The 18,267-nt window shown below is 62.5% G+C and carries 18 protein-coding genes and 1 tRNA gene; 8 read left to right on the top strand and 11 right to left on the bottom strand.

Features of this window, described 5'->3' with window-relative positions:
- Positions 1-95: 95 nt before the first annotated feature.
- The 5 genes from ACN6NG_RS08140 to ACN6NG_RS08120 all read left to right on the top strand — a co-directional run bounded on the left by ACN6NG_RS08140 (position 96) and on the right by ACN6NG_RS08120 (position 5,681).
- On the top strand, positions 96-1,406 hold the full coding sequence (locus ACN6NG_RS08140) for an MFS transporter (RefSeq protein ID WP_474313437.1): 1,311 nt from the start codon (positions 96-98) through the stop codon (positions 1,404-1,406).
- On the top strand, positions 1,406-2,164 hold the full coding sequence (locus ACN6NG_RS08135; protein WP_474313435.1) for a class II aldolase/adducin family protein: 759 nt from the start codon (positions 1,406-1,408) through the stop codon (positions 2,162-2,164). Before ACN6NG_RS08140 ends, ACN6NG_RS08135 begins: the two co-directional genes overlap by 1 nt.
- A gap of 1 nt (position 2,165) precedes the next feature.
- Positions 2,166-3,098 carry a 2-hydroxyacid dehydrogenase gene (locus ACN6NG_RS08130; protein WP_474313433.1) on the top strand — a complete coding sequence of 311 codons (933 nt, stop codon included), beginning with the start codon at positions 2,166-2,168 and terminating at the stop codon, positions 3,096-3,098.
- Positions 3,099-3,124: 26 nt separating this feature from the next.
- Positions 3,125-4,141 (top strand): histone deacetylase family protein, encoded by a 1,017-nt coding sequence (locus tag ACN6NG_RS08125; RefSeq protein WP_474313431.1) that lies wholly within the window; start codon positions 3,125-3,127, stop codon positions 4,139-4,141.
- 193 nt (positions 4,142-4,334) lie between these two features.
- Positions 4,335-5,681 (top strand): OprD family porin, encoded by a 1,347-nt coding sequence (locus ACN6NG_RS08120; RefSeq protein ID WP_474313430.1) that lies wholly within the window; start codon positions 4,335-4,337, stop codon positions 5,679-5,681.
- 271 nt (positions 5,682-5,952) lie between these two features.
- On the opposite strand, the gene ACN6NG_RS08115 is transcribed toward ACN6NG_RS08120, so the two are convergent.
- The 7 genes from ACN6NG_RS08115 to ACN6NG_RS08085 form a co-directional block, all read right to left on the bottom strand.
- Positions 5,953-6,028: transfer RNA gene (locus ACN6NG_RS08115), tRNA-Gly, on the bottom strand.
- A gap of 63 nt (positions 6,029-6,091) precedes the next feature.
- Positions 6,092-6,652, bottom strand: a complete 561-nt coding sequence (gene pgsA / locus ACN6NG_RS08110) for a CDP-diacylglycerol--glycerol-3-phosphate 3-phosphatidyltransferase (protein ID WP_016498771.1) — start codon at positions 6,650-6,652, stop codon at positions 6,092-6,094.
- Between the two features lie 33 nt (positions 6,653-6,685).
- Positions 6,686-8,509: an excinuclease ABC subunit UvrC gene (uvrC, locus tag ACN6NG_RS08105; RefSeq protein ID WP_041167660.1), complete on the bottom strand. Its 1,824-nt coding sequence runs from the start codon at positions 8,507-8,509 to the stop codon at positions 6,686-6,688.
- Between the two features lie 6 nt (positions 8,510-8,515).
- Complete coding sequence (gacA, locus tag ACN6NG_RS08100; RefSeq protein ID WP_023047491.1) at positions 8,516-9,154, bottom strand: response regulator transcription factor GacA; 639 nt, start codon at positions 9,152-9,154, stop codon at positions 8,516-8,518.
- A gap of 63 nt (positions 9,155-9,217) precedes the next feature.
- Positions 9,218-9,607 carry a helix-turn-helix domain-containing protein gene (locus ACN6NG_RS08095; RefSeq protein ID WP_016498767.1) on the bottom strand — a complete coding sequence of 130 codons (390 nt, stop codon included), beginning with the start codon at positions 9,605-9,607 and terminating at the stop codon, positions 9,218-9,220.
- Positions 9,608-9,728: 121 nt separating this feature from the next.
- Complete coding sequence (locus tag ACN6NG_RS08090) at positions 9,729-10,160, bottom strand: GNAT family N-acetyltransferase (protein WP_063424922.1); 432 nt, start codon at positions 10,158-10,160, stop codon at positions 9,729-9,731.
- Between the two features lie 141 nt (positions 10,161-10,301).
- The gene (locus ACN6NG_RS08085; RefSeq protein ID WP_474313427.1) at positions 10,302-10,688 is read right to left on the bottom strand and encodes a DUF488 domain-containing protein; all 387 of its coding nucleotides are present in this window, start codon (positions 10,686-10,688) and stop codon (positions 10,302-10,304) included.
- Between the two features lie 127 nt (positions 10,689-10,815).
- Here ACN6NG_RS08085 and ACN6NG_RS08080 point away from each other — a divergent pair, with 127 nt between their 5' ends.
- Entirely contained in the window at positions 10,816-12,432 is a 1,617-nt protein-coding gene (locus ACN6NG_RS08080) for an inorganic phosphate transporter (protein ID WP_474313426.1), read from the top strand.
- 95 nt (positions 12,433-12,527) lie between these two features.
- On the opposite strand, the gene ACN6NG_RS08075 is transcribed toward ACN6NG_RS08080, so the two are convergent.
- The 3 genes from ACN6NG_RS08075 to ACN6NG_RS08065 all read right to left on the bottom strand — a co-directional run bounded on the left by ACN6NG_RS08075 (position 12,528) and on the right by ACN6NG_RS08065 (position 15,248).
- Positions 12,528-13,223, bottom strand: coding sequence for a glutathione S-transferase N-terminal domain-containing protein (locus ACN6NG_RS08075; RefSeq protein WP_061203194.1), 696 nt, complete (start codon positions 13,221-13,223; stop codon positions 12,528-12,530).
- Between the two features lie 87 nt (positions 13,224-13,310).
- The gene (locus ACN6NG_RS08070; protein ID WP_049276670.1) at positions 13,311-13,808 is read right to left on the bottom strand and encodes a PaaI family thioesterase; all 498 of its coding nucleotides are present in this window, start codon (positions 13,806-13,808) and stop codon (positions 13,311-13,313) included.
- Positions 13,809-13,865: 57 nt separating this feature from the next.
- Entirely contained in the window at positions 13,866-15,248 is a 1,383-nt protein-coding gene (locus ACN6NG_RS08065; RefSeq protein WP_063424918.1) for an amino acid permease, read from the bottom strand.
- Between the two features lie 255 nt (positions 15,249-15,503).
- Between ACN6NG_RS08065 and gcvA the strand changes: the two genes are divergently transcribed.
- A complete protein-coding gene (gcvA, locus tag ACN6NG_RS08060; protein ID WP_016488207.1) occupies positions 15,504-16,400 on the top strand; it encodes a transcriptional regulator GcvA in 897 nt (298 codons plus the stop codon).
- A gap of 236 nt (positions 16,401-16,636) precedes the next feature.
- On the top strand, positions 16,637-17,887 hold the full coding sequence (locus tag ACN6NG_RS08055) for a 2-aminoadipate transaminase (protein ID WP_474313422.1): 1,251 nt from the start codon (positions 16,637-16,639) through the stop codon (positions 17,885-17,887).
- Between the two features lie 3 nt (positions 17,888-17,890).
- Here ACN6NG_RS08055 and ACN6NG_RS08050 read toward each other — a convergent pair whose 3' ends face one another.
- A complete protein-coding gene (locus tag ACN6NG_RS08050) occupies positions 17,891-18,193 on the bottom strand; it encodes a hypothetical protein (protein WP_016488209.1) in 303 nt (100 codons plus the stop codon).
- Between the last annotated feature and the right edge of the window lie 74 nt (positions 18,194-18,267).

Raw genomic sequence — 18,267 nt, 5'->3', positions numbered from 1 at the left:
CTCAACATCTAGCAACGCACCGCCAGAGTGCCTTTGCCCTGCCCGTGCAGGGCTCTCCTTCTCCTGCCTATAACAATGACGCCCAGGAGCCTCAGATGAAGAGCAATACCCCCACCCCGCGTCGTGCCGCGGCGGCTGCCTTTATTGGCACCACCATCGAATTCTACGATTTCTACATCTACGCCTTCGCCGCAGCCCTGGTGCTCGGGCAGCTGTTCTTCCCCAGCGAAAACCCGATGCTCAGCACCATGGCCGCGTTCGGCAGCTTTGCCGTGGGCTTTATCGCCCGGCCGTTCGCCGGCATGGTGTTCGGCCACCTGGGCGACCGCCTGGGGCGCAAGAAAATGCTGCTGGTCACGATTGTGCTGATGGGCGTGGCCACCACCTGTATCGGCTTGCTGCCGACCTACGCACAGGCCGGTATCTGGGCCCCCATCGGCCTGATATTCCTGCGCCTGCTGCAGGGTATTTCAGTCGGTGGCGAATGGGGCGGCGCGGTGCTGATGGCCAGCGAGCATGCGCCCAAGGGCCGCAAGGTGTTCTTCGCCTCGTTTGCCCAGTGGGGTAGCCCGGCGGGCCTGCTGCTGGCGCTGATCGCCTTCCGCTTCATCACTGCAATGGAGACGGAAGACCTGATGAGCTGGGGCTGGCGTATTCCGTTCCTGATGAGCGGGCTGCTGATGATCGTCGGCTTGCTGATCCGGTTCGGCGTGCCGGAGTCACCAGAATTTGCCGAGGTCAAGGACAGCGACCAGACCAGCGACAACCCGGTGCGCGAAGTGCTGCGCAACCACTGGCGGAACATCGTCTTCGCAGCCCTGGCCGTAACCATAGGCTCTGGCGGGTTCTTCTTCACCAACACCTTCATGATCACCTACGTCACCCAGTATCAGGGCATCGCCAAGACCACCATTCTCGATTGCCTGTTCGTGGTCACCATCCTGCAGTTTCTCTCGCAACCCTGTTCGGCCATGCTCGCCGAGCGCCTTGGTGAAGGGCGCTTCCTGAAGTGGGTCGCGGCGCTGTGCATGGTGGTGCCGTATCCGATGTTCCTGCTGGTGCAGACCGGCAACGTGGTCTACATGACCGCTGGTATCGCCATGGCCGTGGTCCTGCTGTCGGCGCTGTATGCCGTGATTGCCGGCTACATGGCCGAAGCATTCCCGGCCCGGGTCCGTTACTCGGGCATTTCGATCGCCTACCAGCTGGGCAGCGGCCTGACCGGTGGCCTTACGCCAATGCTGGGCACTTTCGTTGCCGGCCAGTTCGCCGGGCAATGGCTACCGTTGGCGCTGTTCTTCAGCGTGCTGGCCTTGATGTCGCTGGCCGGCGTGCTGGGGCTCTCGCACCTGCGCAACGCCAGCGCCAGGCCGGTCGCCCTCTCCACTTCGCAAGGAATCGCCTGATGAGCAACAAGCCTCACGCCATGTCAGAAACCGAATGGCAAGCACGCTGCGAGCTGGCTGCGCTGTATCGCCTGATCGCCTACTACCGCATGACCGACCTGATCGACACGCACATCACCCTGCGTGTACCCGGGCCTGACCGGCACTTCCTGATCAACCGCTATGGCGTGGCATTCGAGAAGATGCGCGCCAGCGACCTGGTGCTGATCGACCTGGACGGCAACGTGGTCGACAGCCATTTCAACGGCGGCAAGGTCAATGCGGCCGGCTTTGTCATCCACTCGGCGATCCACGAGGCGCGCCCGGACCTGCACTGCATCATCCACACCCACACGGCAGCGGGCATGGCGGTGGCAGCACAACGTGACGGCCTGCTGCCGCTGACCCAGCACGCGCTGAAGTTCTACGGCAACCTGGCGTATCACACCTACGAAGGCATCGCGCTGTCACTGGAAGAACGCGAACGGCTGGTCGCCGACCTTGGTACGCACAAGGCGATGATCCTGCGCAACCATGGGCTGCTGGCCGCAGGTAGCAACGTGGCGGCAGCGTTCCACGAAATCTATTTCCTGGAGCGCGCTTGCCAGGCTCAAATCCAGGCGATGTCTGCCGGCGTGGCGTTGAACATCCCCAGCGAGGAAGTGTGCCGGCACACCGCCGCACAGTTCGGGCGCGATGGCATCGACGGCATCATCGACATGGCCTGGCAGGCCGCGCTCAGCCTGATCGACGCGCAGCGCAGCGAGTGGTGCAGCTGACATGGCCAGCCTCGTATTGCTTTGCCAGAACCCGGCGCTGACTGACTGGCTGGCCGCGCTGTTCACCGAGCACGCCCCGCAGCTGAACGTGTTGCGCCCGGAAGATGCCGGCGCAAGGCACGCCGAAGTGGCCGTATGCTGGTTCCCGCCCGAAGGTAGCCTTGGCCGCTTGCCGAACCTGCGCCTGGTGCACTCGATCGGCTCGGGCATCGATCACCTGGCCCAGGACAGCTCACGCGATGCGTCGCTGCCCGTGTGCAGGGTGGTCGACCCTGACCACACCCAGGGCATGAGCGAGTACGTGCATTGGGGCGTGCTGCACTTTCACCGGGGCTTCGACCGGGTGATCGCCGGCAATGCCAGCCAGCACTGGCAGCGCCCGGTACAGCGCAAGGCGGGGGATTTCCGGGTTGGCGTGATGGGCCTGGGCGCGATTGGCGCACCAGTGGCGCAGCGGCTGGCGGCGGCGGGTTATGACGTGCGCGGCTGGGCCCGCACGCCGCGCCAGATCGATGGCGTAACCACCTTCGCAGGCGCGGCTTCGCTGCAAGGCTTCCTCGCCGGGCTGGATGTGCTGGTCAACCTGCTGCCCCTCACCGCCAGCACGCATGGCGTACTGAACCATGCCGTATTCCGGCACATGGCCGAAGGCAGCGCCCTGATCAACTGTGGTCGTGGCCAGCACCTCAACCCGCACGACCTGCGCCAGGCGCTGGCCAGCGGGCAGTTGCGCGGCGCATTGCTCGATGTGTTCGAACAGGAGCCGTTGCCTGCCGATTCGCCGCTGTGGCACACGCCCGGCGTGTGGGTGACACCGCACATGGCGTCGGCCGCGTCCGACCTGTGCATCGCCCGGCAAGTGGCCGACAACGTGTCGCGCCTGAGCGCCGGGCTGGGACTGAACAATCTGGTCGATCCCGAACTGGGTTATTGACCGCACGCGTTACCAAGAGGTGATTCATGAAAACGTTTTTCCATCCTGCTCAACGCCTGCACCACCCCCGCTCCTACCTGTCGCGTGGCCAGATGCGCCAACCGCAGGAAGTGCCGGCCCGCATCGACCCGCTACTGGCAGTAGTCGAAAAACTCGGCTACCCGCTGCTCGAACCAGCCGACCACGGCCTGGCCCCGCTGGCGGCCGTGCATGGCCAAGCGTATCTGGACTACCTGGGCAGTGCCTACCAGCAGTGGCACGAAGTGCCGGAAGACTGGGGCGACGAGGTGATGTCGAACATTTACATCCGTGAAGGCAACCCCTTGCGCGGTATCCTCGGCAAGACGGCCCGCTACCTGGCCGATGGCAGCTGCCCGATCGGCGAGCACACCTGGCAGGCCGCCTACTGGTCGGCGCAGAGCGCGGTAGCCGCGGCACATGCGGTGATCGAAGGCGACCAGGCCGCTTATGCCCTGTGCCGGCCACCAGGGCACCATGCCCGCGCCGAAGCGGCAGGTGGGTTCTGCTTCCTGAACAACGCCGCAATCGCCGCCCAGGTGCTGCGTGGCAAATTCGGCAAAGTCGCAGTGCTCGACACCGACATGCACCACGGCCAAGGCATCCAGGAAATCTTCTACGAGCGGGACGATGTGTTGTACGTGTCGATTCATGGCGACCCGACCAACTTCTACCCGGTGGTCGCCGGGTTCGATGATGAGACCGGGGCTGGCGCAGGGGCTGGCTTCAACCTGAACCTGCCCATGGCCCATGGCGCCAGCGAAGCGGATTTCTTTGCCTGCATGGACAAGGCGGCAACGGCGCTGCGCGCCTTCGCCCCGGACGTGCTGGTGCTGTCGCTGGGCTTTGACATCTACGAAAACGACCCGCAGTCCAAGGTACACGTCAGCCATGAAGGGTTCCGCCTGCTGGGGCAGCGGATCAAGGCGCTGGGCCTGCCTTGCGTGGTGGTCCAGGAGGGTGGCTACGACATTGCGACCCTGGATGAAAATGCCGCGCGCTTCTTTACCGGCATGACTGCCTGAGGCAAAACCCGATGTGCTCCGGGTTGCCTCGAGCAACCCGGCCTACCGAGTAATACAACAATAAAGAGCGCAACTTGCCGCACCCGCAAGTTAGCGATCAGGCCCCCGGCTGCCCGCCGCAGACGCAGACGCAGGGGCAATAACAATAAATCTTCACGCTGCCGTTCTTGAATCTGGCAATAAGGAAGTCTTCATGTCGTTCAAAACTTTCACCTTGGGGATGGCAGGCGCGAGTGCCTGCCTGTTTGGCTCGATTGCCTGCGCGGCAGAATCGGACCATGGTTTTATTGAAGACAGTACCACCACGGTCGGCTTGCGAAACTTCTACTGGAACGCCGACAACCGCAACGGCAGCTACCTCAACCCGGCCCGTGAGCGGCAAAGTTATCGCCAGGAATGGGCGCAAGGTGTGATGGCCAAGTTCAATTCCGGCTATACCCAAGGGCTGGTAGGGTTCGGCCTAGACTTGCATTACATGGGCGCAATAAAGCTCGACGGTGGCAAAGGCCGGGTTGGCGACGGTGTCGGCAATGGCGGCATCGTCGCGCGCGACAACCAGGGCGACCCCAAGCATGAGTACGCCAAGGCCGGTGGCGCGGTAAAGATGCGCGTTGGCAGCACTGAACTGGCCTATGGCGACCTCTTCCCTGATTCACCCGTACTCAAATACGGTGATATCCGCCTGCTGCCGCAAACGCTGCGAGGCTGGAACGTCACCGATCATACCTTCGCAGGGCTGGCCCTCAATGGAGGGCGCTTCACCTCCAGCAGCGACCGGGCAGCCACCAATCACGGCGGCAAGCTGGGTACCGCGTACGGTGGCCGCCAGGCCGACAGTGACTTTGTCAGTTATTACGGCGGTATCTACACCGGCCTCGACAACGTGAAGGTCAAGCTGTTCGGGTCCGAACTGGACAATATCTGGAACCAGCAATTTGCATCCATCGAATACCGGGTGCCGTTGAAGGTGGGTGGCGTGTTCAATACCGGCGCCAATTACTACCGCACCCGCGACACCGGCACCTCGCTGCTTGGCGACATACGCAACGATGCCTGGAGTGCCCGGGTGGGCTACGCAATGGGTGGTCACAAGTTCGAAGTTGCCTATACCCGCATCGATGGCGACCAGCCTTTCGACTATGTATGGAACAGTTTCGACATCGAACTGGATGCGGCCTCACAAGGCAGCGACTTCAACAGCCCCAACGAAAGGGCCTGGAGCGCACGTTACGACCTGGACGCTGCCGTCTTTGGCGTCCCTGGGCTGAGCTTCACAGCGCGCTACATACGCGGTACCGATATCGATGGCCGCGATGCCGGGGGTGCCTACACACGGTTCGAGGCGGTGCGCGACGGGTCGCAATGGGAACGGGACCTGTGGGTGAAATACGTGGTGCAGTCAGGGCCTGCGAAAAACCTTTCCGTGCGGCTGCTGCATGCGTCGATGCGCACGGGCGGCGACTACGGCGCAATCGCCAATGACCTGGACCAGACCCGAATCATTCTGGACTACCCACTGGACCTGAACTTTCTGAAATAGCCCGGCAACCCTGCGCGGGGCTATCAGAGCAACGGTCTTGCACCATCACTCAGACTAACGCATCAACCTGTAGGAACAGCCTTGTGCTGCGAAGAGGCCGGTAAGGCTGAAGATTATCTTCGGCTGCAATGACCTCTTCGCAGCACAAGGCTGCTGCTACAGGGCTTGTGTTTGCCTTGAGAAAGGAGAACATCAATAAAATGCAGGCATAAAAAAAGAGGCCCTATGGCCTCTTCTTTCTTGATCCCAGCGACGCACTGAGGATCGAATTTGGAGCGGGAAACGAGACTCGAACTCGCGACCCCGACCTTGGCAAGGTCGTGCTCTACCAACTGAGCTATTCCCGCGTCGTGATGGGTGCCATTCTAGCGATTTCTAAAACAGCGTCAACCCCTTGATTCAAAAAAAGTTTATTTCTGCTCGGAGCCTTCGCGCAGGTGCGGCCAGGCAGCCAGCAGGTAGTGCACCATCGACCACAGCGTCAGCCCCGCCGCCACCAGCAGCAGCCCGTAGCCCAGAATCACCCAGAACGTTACCGCTGGCGGGTTGGCCAGCAGGATCACCAGCGCCAGCATCTGCGCCGCGGTCTTCCACTTGCCAAGGTTGGACACCGCCACGTGCGCCCGCGCGCCCAGCTCGGCCATCCACTCGCGCAGGGCCGACACCACGATTTCGCGGCCGATGATGACCGCCGCCGGCAGGGTCAGCCAGAAGTTGGCGTGGGTCTGCACCAGCAGCACCAAAGCCACCGCCACCATCAGCTTGTCGGCCACCGGGTCGAGGAAGGCACCGAACGGCGTGCTCTGCTGCAGGCGACGCGCCAGGTAGCCGTCCAGCCAGTCGGTGGCGGCGGCAACGGCAAACACGCTGCTGGCTGCCATGTAGCTCCAGTGATAGGGCATGTAGAACAGCAGAATGAAGCACGGAATGAGCAGGACGCGTAGAACGGTGAGCAGGTTTGGAATATTCATCGGTACGACTGGCTGCAAGTTGAGCCCGGCATTCTACTCGCTATGCAGGCTGGCATAAATCGACTCGGCAAGCTTTTTACTGATGCCGGGGGCTTTGGCGATTTCATCGACACTGGCGCGGTTGAGCTCCTGGAGGCCGCCGAAATGTTTCAGCAGGTCGCGCCGGCGCTTGGGCCCTACCCCGGCTACATCCTCCAGGCTGGACACCCGGCGGGCCTTGCCGCGGCGAGCGCGGTGGCCGGTAATGGCGAAACGGTGGGCTTCGTCGCGGATCTGCTGGATCAGGTGCAGGGCCGGTGAATCACCTTTCAGCGTGAACTCGTGGTGCACGTCGTTCAGGTACAGGGTTTCAAAACCGGCCTTGCGGGTTACGCCCTTGGCTACACCGAGCAAGGTCAGGTCGGTGAAGCCCAGTTCCTGCATCACATCGCGAGCCATGTTCAGCTGCCCCTTGCCGCCGTCCACCAGCAACACGTCAGGCAGCTTGCCCTCACCGTCCTTGATGCGCCCGTAACGGCGGGTCAGGGCCTGGTGCATGGCGGCGTAGTCATCGCCGGCCGTGACGCCTTCGATGTTGAAGCGGCGATAGTCGGACTTCAGCGCGCCTTCCGGGCCGAATACCACACAGCTGGCCACGGTAGCTTCGCCACTGGAATGGCTGATGTCGTAGCACTCCAGGCGCTGCGGCACTTCGTCCAGGCCCAGTACTTCGGCCAAGGCCTCGAAGCGTGCAGCCATGTGCTGGCGGTTGGCCAGGCGAGCATTGAGCGCCTGCTCGGCATTGGTCACTGCCAGCTGCTGCCAGCGGGCGCGCGTGCCGCGTACCCGGTGGCTGATGGTCAGCTCACGGCCCCGCAGCGTGTGCAGTGCTTCGGTGATGGCGTCGAAGTCTTCGTGAACAACGTTGACGATCAGCTCGCCGGGCAGTTCGCGCTCTGCGTTGCCCAGGTAGTACTGGGAGAGGAATGCGGCCATGACCTCGGCCACCTCCTCCTCGATGCCCACCTGCGGGAAGAAGTTCTTGCTGCCCAGCACCCTGCCACCGCGCACGCTGATCAGGTGCACGCAGGCACCACCCGGGTTTACGAAGGCGGCGATGACATCGACGTCGCCGCTGCCGCCCTCGATGTACTGCTGGTCCTGCACGCGGCGCAACAGGGCAATCTGGTCGCGCAGCTCGGCGGCTTTTTCGAAATTGAGGGCCATGGCGGCCTTCTCCATCTCGGCATTCAGCTCGTTGCCCAATTGCTGGCTACGGCCTTCAAGGAACATCACCGAATGGCGCACGTCGTCGGCGTATTCCTCGGCGGTGACCAGGTCGGTGCAGGGCCCTTTGCAGCGTTTGATCTGGTACTGCAGGCACGGCCGGGTGCGGTTGGCGTAGTAGCTGTCTTCGCACTGGCGCACCGAAAAGGCCTTTTGCAGCAGGCTGAGGCTTTCGCGGATGGCCCCGGCGCTGGGGTATGGGCCAAAGTAGCGGCCCTTGGCCTTCTTCGCCCCACGGTGAATCCCCAACCGCGGGAACTCGCCGTCGGACAGGAACACGTAGGGGTAGGATTTGTCGTCGCGCAGCAGGATGTTGTACGGCGGCCGCCATTCTTTGATCAGGTTCTGCTCCAGCAGCAACGCCTCGGTTTCGTTGGCGGTGATGGTGGTTTCAACCTGGGCGATACGGGCTACCAGCGCGGCGGTCTTGGGCGCCAGGCCGGTTTTGCGGAAATAGCTGGCCAGGCGTTTTTTGAGGTTCTTGGCCTTGCCCACGTAAAGCAGCCGGGCTTCGGCGTCGAACATTCGGTAAACGCCCGGGCGACCACTGCAGGTCGCCAGGAATGCGCTGGCATCAAAAGCTTGGGACATGAGGTTTTACAGGCTTGCGTCGACCATACCGTGGCGAACGGCCAGCAAGGTCAGTTCGACGTCGCTGGTGACCGAGAGTTTTTCAAAGATCCGATAACGGTAAGTATTGACGGTCTTGGGCGAGAGGCACAACTTGTCTGAGATGATCTGCACTTTCTGGCAGCCGACGATCATCAGGGCAATCTGGATTTCCCGCTCCGACAATGTGTCGAACGGTGACCCCTGCGGCTGGAACGGTTTAAGCGCCAGCTGCTGGGCGATTTGCGGGCTGATGTAGCGCTGGCCGGCAAACGCCAGGCGGATGGCCTGGACCATTTCGTCAAGGCCTGCGCCTTTGGTCAGGTAACCGGCCGCACCGGCCTGCAACAGGCGCGTGGGGAACGGGTCTTCCTCGCACACGGTCACGGCCACTACCTTGATGTCCGGGTGACTGCGCAGCAATTTGCGGGTGGCCTCCAGGCCGCCGATGCCGGGCATTTTCACGTCCATCAGCACCACATCCGGTTTCAGCTCACGGGCCAGCTTGAGCGCGGACTCGCCCGAGTCCCCCTCACCCACCACCTGCAGGCCATCGATGTCGGCCAGCATGCGGGTGATACCGGTTCGTACCAGATCGTGATCGTCGACCACTAAGACCCTAATCAAGCACACACCTCGTCAACAGGGCGATTGGATCCCGCCACCTTAACAAAATTTTTCCAAACGGGTCTAACGCATTACTTCTGTAAGAAACGCCTGACGCTCAACAGTGACAGGCCTCACTGTTTGCCTGGGTTTTCTATCGCTGCTCAAGCGGCCCAGCAGGTGCCAGATGGCCGCCTGGTCGTCGATGGGCAATTGCCGGAAGGCGCCCAGCAGCCCCGACTCATCCGTGCTCAGGCCCTCCAGCGGGGCCGGCGTGCGGATGCCGCTAAGCACGTACAGTGCATCCACCCCCCTGACCGCGAGGGCTGCCAGGTAATCGACCCGTGGCGTGCGCTCGCCGCTTTCGTACTTGCCCTGGGCATTGGGCTCCACCCCACCGATATCGCCAAACACGCGCTGGGTCATGCCCAGGCGCTCACGCTCTTCCCGCAGCCGCGGACCAATCCCGTTCATTGTGGGCTTCTCCTTATCCCCTGATCACGCTCATCCCTAACCGCCCCGTCTGCGGGCGACCGTGAGCGCCTGGGTTTACTATGCCCCTGCGCTTCGGTCGCGACAAGCCATCATTGCGCTACTAGCCAATCGTGCGCTGCATGCGCACAAAGCACGCGTCCTCACCCATTTCGACGAAGCCATGGCGCTGGTACAACCCGCGCGCCGGGTTGCTGCGAAACACCATCAGCCTCAGCAACGGCAGGCGCCGTTGCCCGGCCCACAGCGCCAGCTCCTCCAACACCCAGCTGCCGACACCGCGCCCGCGATGCTCGGGCAACAGGTGCAACTCGCGGATAAACAGTGCCTGGCGGTCCTGGCTGAGGCTGCAGAAACCCAACAGGCTGTCGCCTTCGCTGATCAGCCACTGCTCGCGCCAACCCCAGGCCTGGTCGAAGGCGTCCTCGATCCAGAGCAGGTCAAATTCACGGTAGTACGGCAGCATGGCGCGCCGCGTCAGGTCGCGGGCAAACGAACGGTGACTGTCGTTGGCAGGAATCAAATGTAGCGGCATCGCACAATGGGCTCTGGAGTTTGGCAGGGCCGGCCTCATCGCCGGCAAGCCAGCTCCCACAGGCACAGCGATAGACTTGAAGCCAGTGTTGTACCTGTAGAGCTGGCTTGCCGGCGATAAGGCCGGTGCAGCAAATATCACTCACTGGGCATAGCATACCGGTGAACTGCCAGGCCCATGCCGGTCCAGTTCGCTTTCCAGCCATTCGGCCAGCACCCGGGCGTTGTTGTGCTCGGTGTCCTTGCCTGCATAAAGCAGGGTTAGTGACCCATTTCCGGCCAGGTCCAGCAGCGGGTACCAATGCTCGGGGTGGGCAGCCAGCTCTTGCTGGTAGCGCTGGGTAAAACCGGCAAAGTCGACCGCGCCCTGGTGAAACGCCCTGCGCAAATCATGCGAGGGTGCCACTTCGCGCAACCACTGCCCGTGCAGGTTTTCCTTGCGCAGGTTGCGCGGCCATAGGCGGTCTACCAGCACACGCTGGCCATCGTCGGCTGCGGCTGCATCGTAGACACGCTTGCAGCGGATCATGGGTTTCTCCTGCTTTTACCGTCCGTCTTGAGCCTAGATAATTCATTGATCGAGGTCACGGTCGGGTTGCGAATTGTTTCTATGCTCAAGGCCTTCGGCAACTTGCCCAACGCCAACCGGAGCCATCATGGCAACCCCGTCACTGGCCAGCCAGCCGCACCTGGCCCAGCGCGACGCCCGCCCGCAGCTTGCCCACAAGCCTGGGCGCGCCACCCTCGTGTTGTTCTTCGGCCTGCTGCTGGCCGGTATCGCCTACACCGCCTGGAGCCTGAAGCAGGATGTAAACGCCAGCGGCACGGTGATCACCACAGTCACGCCGTTTCTGCTGTTGGGCCTGGCACTGTTAATTGCCCTGGGCTTCGAATTCGTCAATGGCTTCCACGACACCGCCAATGCGGTGGCCACCGTGATCTACACCAATGCGCTGCCGGCACCGGTCGCGGTGGTGTGGTCGGGCCTGTGCAACTTCCTGGGCGTGCTGCTTTCCAGTGGCGCGGTCGCATTCGGCATCATTGCCCTGCTGCCGGTGGAGCTGATTCTACAGGTAGGCTCCTCGGCCGGCTTCGCGATGGTTTTTGCCCTGCTGTTGGCGGCGATCATCTGGAACCTGGGCACCTGGTGGCTGGGGCTGCCGGCATCATCCTCGCACACCCTGATCGGCTCGATCATCGGTGTGGGTGTGGCCAATGCGCTAATGCATGGGCGTGACGGCACCAGCGGCGTGGACTGGGCCCAGGCCAGCAAGGTGGGCTACGCCCTGCTGTTCTCCCCCCTGATCGGCTTTGCCTGCGCCGCCTTGTTGTTGCTCGCCCTTCGAGCACTGGTGAAGCGTCAAGCGCTATACCAGGCGCCGCAAGGCCAGACACCGCCGCCATGGTGGATTCGTGGCGTACTGATCCTGACGTGCACCGGGGTGTCCTTCGCCCATGGTTCCAACGACGGCCAGAAAGGCATGGGCCTGATCATGTTGATTCTGGTCGGCACCCTGCCAATGGCGTATGCGTTGAACAAGACCATGCCCAATGAGCAGGCCCTGCAGTTTTCCGCCGTCGCCGAAGTGACCCGCCAGGCGCTGGTGCGCAGCAACCCGCAAGCGCCTCCGGCCGACCCACGCCAGACGCTGACCGCATTCATTGGCGAACCCAAGGCCAGCCCGCAACTGGTACCGGCGCTGGCAGCGCTGACCGGGATGATCGGTGAAGAGGTCAAAGGCTACGGCTCGCTCAAGCGCATACCCGCCGAAGCCATGGCCAACGTTCGCAATGACATGTACCTGACCAGCGAAGCCATTCGCCTGATCGAGAAAAACCGTTTGGTGGCATTCGACGCCGACACCCGCAGCCATGTGCAACTGTTCAAGACCCAACTGGACGACGCCACCCGCTACATTCCCCTGTGGGTCAAGGTGGCCGTGGCCATCGCGCTGGGGCTGGGGACCATGGTTGGCTGGCGGCGCATCGTGGTGACCGTGGGGGAGAAGATCGGCAAGACCCACCTGAGCTATGCCCAAGGCGCCTCGGCGGAGGTCGTTGCCATGTGCACCATTGGCGCAGCGGACATGTTCGGGTTGCCGGTTTCGACCACCCACGTGCTGAGCTCGGGGGTGGCGGGGACCATGGTGGCGAATGGGTCGGGGATTCAGAAGCGCACGCTGCTCAACTTGCTGATGGCCTGGGTGCTGACCCTGCCGGCGGCGATGCTGTTGGCTGGCAGCCTGTACTGGCTGCTGAGCCACATTTTCTAACCTGTACTACGCCCTCTGTAGGAGCGGCCTTGCGGCCCTTTCGCGGCACAAGGCCGCTCCTACAGGGACCGGTGTGCGTGGCTGGCTCTGCGTTATCAGCTCGGGATTTTCAGGCCGCGCTGCACCGCTGGCCGTTCGAGGAACGTGGCCAGCACCCGCTGCACTTCTTTGAACTGGTCAAAACCCACCAAGTCCCGGGCGTTGTAGCGCTCCACCAGGTTGCGCACCCAAGGGAAGATGGCGATGTCGGCAATGCTGTACTCGTCCACCATCCACTCCCGGCCTTTCAAGTGCCGGTCCAGCACACCCAGCAGCCGCTTGGACTCGTTGACATAACGGTCACGCGGGCGCTTGTCTTCATAGTCCTTGCCAGCAAAGAAATGGAAGAACCCGACCTGGCCGAACATCGGCCCGATACCGCCCATCTGGAACATCAGCCACTGCAGGGTCTGGTAACGCTGTGCAGGCTCCTGGCTGAGCAGTTGCCCACTTTTCTCCGCCAGGTACTGCAAGATCGCCCCTGACTCAAACAGCGGTAACGGCTGCCCGCCCGGGCCGTTGGGGTCCAGGATGGCCGGTATCTTGTTGTTGGCGCTGAGCGAGATAAATTCAGGGCTCAACTGGTCATCGTTGTCGAAGCTGACCTTGTGCGCCTCGTAGGCCAGGCCGATTTCTTCGAGCATGATCGACACCTTGACGCCGTTGGGCGTCGGCAGCGAGTACAGCTGCAGGCGTTCGGGGTGTTTGGCGGGCCACTTGCGGGTAACAGGGAAAGCACTGAGATCGGTCATGATCAACCTTGCCAGGGGAATGGACCTGTCACTCTAGAGACATCCCCGGCCGCTGACCATCACCGACCACTCATCAGCCCGGGTCACTCAAGCCTTGCCGTGGGCCTTGAGCTTGAGCTTTTCGGTATCGACACGGACGAACACCGAGTCGGCGGTCACGGTCAGCACATCCTCGGCCCAGACTTCGCAAAGCACCCGGCTCTTGCGCCCCACTTCCCCTTCCACTCGGGCTTTGAGCAAAAGCTCGACGCCCATCGGCGTGGGTTTCAGGTAGGTCAGGTTGAGTGTGCCGGTAACGCAGTCGATACGCGGCAGGCTGCCCGGCTCGCGGCCTTCGTTGCGGTAGTGGTAGGCCATGGCCGTCCAGTTGGAATGGCAATCGACCAGCATCGCCAGCAGGCCACCGTAGACCAGGCCAGGCCAGCCGATAAAGGTGCTGTCGGGTGCATGGCGGCATACCAGGTGGATGCCATCGGTGTCCCAGTGGCTTTGCAGATGCAGGCCACTGGGGTGGGAACAACCGCAGCCGTAGCAGGTGCCTTCCGGCGCCGCGAGGGCCTGAAGGGAAAGTGGGTGGTCAGTCATACGCTTCCTGTGCTTGTTGGAATGGGGGCGCGCAACGCCCCCATTAAAGCAGATACATCAGGCCGCCTGGGCAACCACCTTGGCATGCCGCTGGGTCAGCGAAACCAGCAGGATGAACGCAGTCACCCCAGCGGTCATCAGCGTTTCATAGCGGTAGGCATCGCTGAACAGCATGTAGCCCAGCACCATGACGATGGTGCCGATCACCAGCCAGGTCAGCCATGGGAACAGCCACATCTTCAGCTCCAGCGGGCGCCCTTCACGGTCGGCGCGGGCACGCATGCGCAGCTGCGACACGGCAATCACCAAGTACACCAGCAAGGCGATGGCGCCGGTGGTGGACAGCAAGAAGCCGAAGACCTTACCCGGGAACACATAGTTGACCAGGCACCCGGCAAAACCGGCCAGCGTCGAGAAGATGACCGCCACGGTCGGCACGCCCGAACCGGAGATACGCTTGGTCATGCTCAGTGCCTGGCCGCGGGCGCCCAGCGAATAGAGCATGCGTGACGCGGTGTACAAGCCCGAGTTCATGCAGCTGGTCACCGCCACCAGTACCACCAGGTCGACCAGCAGCTTGGCGCCCGGCACGTTCAGCACTTCCAGCACGCGCTGGAACGAACCGACCGCTTTCAGCGCGGGGTCGTTCCAGGCTACCAGCGACACCACCAGGAAGATCGACGCCAGGTAGAAGATGGCAATGCGGTACACCACCAGGTTGGTGGCACGGCGGATCTTGTCTTTCGGGTTGGCGGTTTCGTCAGCGGCAATGGTGACGATTTCGGCGCCGAAGAACGAGAAGATGGTGATCAGCACGCCACCGAGCACAGTGCCGAACCCGTTGGGCATGAAGCCGCCGTTTTCCCACAGCCGGCTGACCCCGGACACCTCGGCCAGCGGCCAGAAGCCGAACACCGCCAGGCTGCAGACCACGATGAAGGCAATGATCGCCACCACCTTGACCAGCGCGAACCAGTACTCGAAGGCGCCGAAGTTCTTCACGCTGATCAGGTTGGTACCCGACAGCACCAGCATGATGAGGAAGGCGAACAACCAGGACGGTACGCCTGGGAAGTAAGCATGCAGGATGTCGGCGCCGGCAATCGCCTCGACCGGAATGATCAGCACCCAGAACCACCAGTACAACCAGCCGATGGTAAAGCCTGCCCAAGGGCCGATGGCCTCGGAGGCATAGGTGGAGAACGACCCGCTGTTAGGGTTGGCGATGGCCATTTCGCCCAGCATGCGCATCACCAGCAATACCAGCAGGCCGGTCATGGCGTAAGAAATGAGGATGGCCGGGCCGGCGGTGGCGATGGCGTTCGACGAGCCGATGAACAGGCCGGCGCCGATGATGCCGGCAATGGAGATCATGGAAACCTGACGGGAGGTCAGGCCGTGCTGCAGGGAACGCTGTTTCTTGTTGTCTTGCGAAGCCATGAAGAACCCTCGAATGGGTCGGCCGCTTTGAGGCGGCTGAAGGTCGGAGCAGAATTCTTGTAAATTTCTGATAGTCGTTTTTGTTGTTTTGCAGATGCCGGAAGCGGGTACAGACCTCCTCTTCACATGACCGGTTGTAATCGTTGATCCAGGTCAGTATTAATCTATAGGCCGGGGTCAACAAACGACCTTTTCGAACCACATGATTCCGCTTTGGAATGAACTCCTTCCTTTTTTGCTCGGTATTTGCCTGTCATGTCCAAACGCCTGATGCCTTCGACCACCGCCCTTCAGTGCTTCGAAGCGGCCGCCCGCCACCTCAGCTTCACCCGCGCGGCCCAGGAACTGCACCTGACCCAGAGCGCCGTCAGCAAGCAGGTCGCGCAGCTCGAAGACATGCTTTCGCACTCGCTGTTCCAGCGCATTCGTCGGCGCCTGCACCTGACACCGGCCGGCGCGCTGTACCTCACCGAAGTGAACAAGATCCTCACCCAGATCGATATTTCCAGCCGCTACATCCTCAGCTACGGCGACGAAACCGAAGTACTGCGCATCGCCACCCAGCCCACCTTTGGTGCGCGCTGGCTGGTGCCCAAACTCAAGGGTTTCGGCGATCGCTACCCCCGTATCCACCTGGATGTGCGCAACGAACTGGAGCCATTCGACCTGGTGCAGGCCAAGGCCGACGTGGCCTTTTTCTTCGGCCAGGGCACTTGGCCTGGGGCAACCTGCATCGAGCTGTTCAGCGAAGAAGTGGTGCCGGTGTGCAGCCCGCAGTTGCTGGCCAACCACCCCTTTGAAAGCGCCCAGGCGCTGACCGAGCACCGCCTGTTGCAGTGCGTGTCACGGCCAGAGGCCTGGCATGAATGGTTCCTGGGGTTGGGGCTGCACAGCCAGAACAGCTACCACGGGCCGCGTTTCGACACGTTCTACCTGTGCATTCGCGCGGCGATTGCCGGCTGCGGTATCGCCCTGATTCCGCGCTACCTGGTGGCCGAGGAGCTGAGCGAGGGCAAGCTGGTGGTGGCCTGGGACCACCCGGTGGCGAGCAACGGCAAGCACTTTATCGCGCATGCCGAGCATGCTGCCGAAGTGCCCAAGATCAGGGCCTTTGTGCAGTGGATCCGGGAGCGGGTGGCTGAGGGGGACTGATTGTTCTTGCACTGGCCCTATCGCCGGCAAGCCAGCTCCCACAGGTACTCCACAGCCATCAAAACCTGCGCCGTGCCTGTGGGAGCTGGCTTGCCGGCGATAGGGCCGGAATGGTAGTCGCAAAAACCGGCCAGATCACGAATTCAGGGAATGACCGCAATCGAATAATTCGTTTGCGGCATAACCCCTCAACACGCTTGGATAATAAGAAACTTGAACAAAGGTCCCGCGTGCCCATGAACCAGGAAAGTATCAGCCAATCCATCGCCATCGTTCACCCGATCACACTTTCCCATGGCCGCAATGCCGAAGTCTGGGACACCGACGGCAAACGTTACATCGACTTTGTCGGCGGTATCGGCGTGCTCAACCTGGGCCACTGCAACCCCGCCGTGGTCGAAGCGATCCAGGCCCAGGCCACCCGCCTGACCCACTATGCCTTCAACGCCGCGCCCCATGGCCCGTACCTGGCGCTGATGGAACAGCTGAGCCAGTTCGTACCGGTCAGCTACCCGTTGGCCGGCATGCTCACCAACAGCGGTGCGGAAGCGGCAGAAAACGCCCTGAAGGTTGCCCGCGGTGCTACAGGCAAGCGCGCCATCATTGCCTTCGACGGCGGTTTCCATGGCCGCACCCTGGCCACCCTGAACCTCAACGGCAAGGTGGCACCGTACAAGCAACGGGTCGGCGAGCTGCCCGGGCCGGTGTACCACCTGCCCTACCCTGGCGTGGATACCGGGGTTACCTGCGAGCAGGCACTCAAGGCCATGGAACGCCTGTTCAGCGTCGAGCTGCCCGTGGAAGACGTGGCAGCGTTCATCCTCGAACCGGTGCAGGGCGAAGGCGGTTTCCTCGCCCTCGACCCGGCCTTCGCCCAAGCCTTGCGCCGCTTCTGCGACCAACACGGCATCCTGATCATCATCGACGAGATCCAGTCCGGCTTCGGCCGCACCGGCCAGCGCTTCGCCTTCCCGCGCTTAGGGCTCGAGCCCGACCTGCTGCTGCTGGCCAAGAGCATTGCCGGCGGCATGCCGCTGGGTGCGGTGGTCGGGCGCAAGGAATTGATGGCAGCACTGCCCAAGGGCGGCCTCGGTGGCACCTATTCGGGCAACCCGATTGCCTGTGCGGCGGCGTTGGCCAGCCTGGCGCAGATGACCGACGAGAACATCGCCACCTGGGGTGAGCGCCAGGAGCAGGCCATCGTCAGCCGCCACCAGCGCTGGAAGGCGTCGGGCCTGAGCCCGTACATCGGCCGCCTGACGGGTGTGGGCGCCATGCGCGGCATCGAATTCGTCAATGCCGACGGCAGCCCGGCGCCGGCGCAACTGGCCAAGGTAATGGAGTCGGCACGGGCCAAGGGCTTGCTGCTGATGCCCAGCGGCAAGGCGCGGCACATCATCCGCCTGCTGGCACCGTTGACCATCGAGGCCGAGGTGCTCGAGGAAGGCCTGGATATCCTCGAGCAGTGCCTGGTGGAGCTGAACTGAGGCTTACAGGCCCAGTTCTTCGGGGGTCAGCATGTCGGATTCGAAGGCGATCCAGCCGCCTTCGAGTTCGGCGTGGCCGTTGACGATCGGGCCGTAGTAGGTCAGGCCGTTCTCCAGGGTCACGCAGATGTGCGTGGCCTGTTTTTCAGGTGCCGCGAGCGTACCGACGAAATGCACCTTCTTCAGGGTTTCGGTCACCGCTTCCAGGCCCACGCGCATGCTGGGGTTTTCCGAAGCTTCGGTATCTCCGCCACGGTCTTCGGCGCTGATGGTCACGGTGGCGGTGTACGGGTACTTGGTGCTCAAGCGGGGTTACCTCAGTGGGTGTATAGGCGTAAGGGCGCGTAGAGTACGGCAGGCGGTCTCTGTTGTCTCTACAG

The organism is Pseudomonas sp. TSO6 (assembly GCF_056098905.1).
This window is presented reverse-complemented; position numbering and strand designations above follow the sequence as displayed.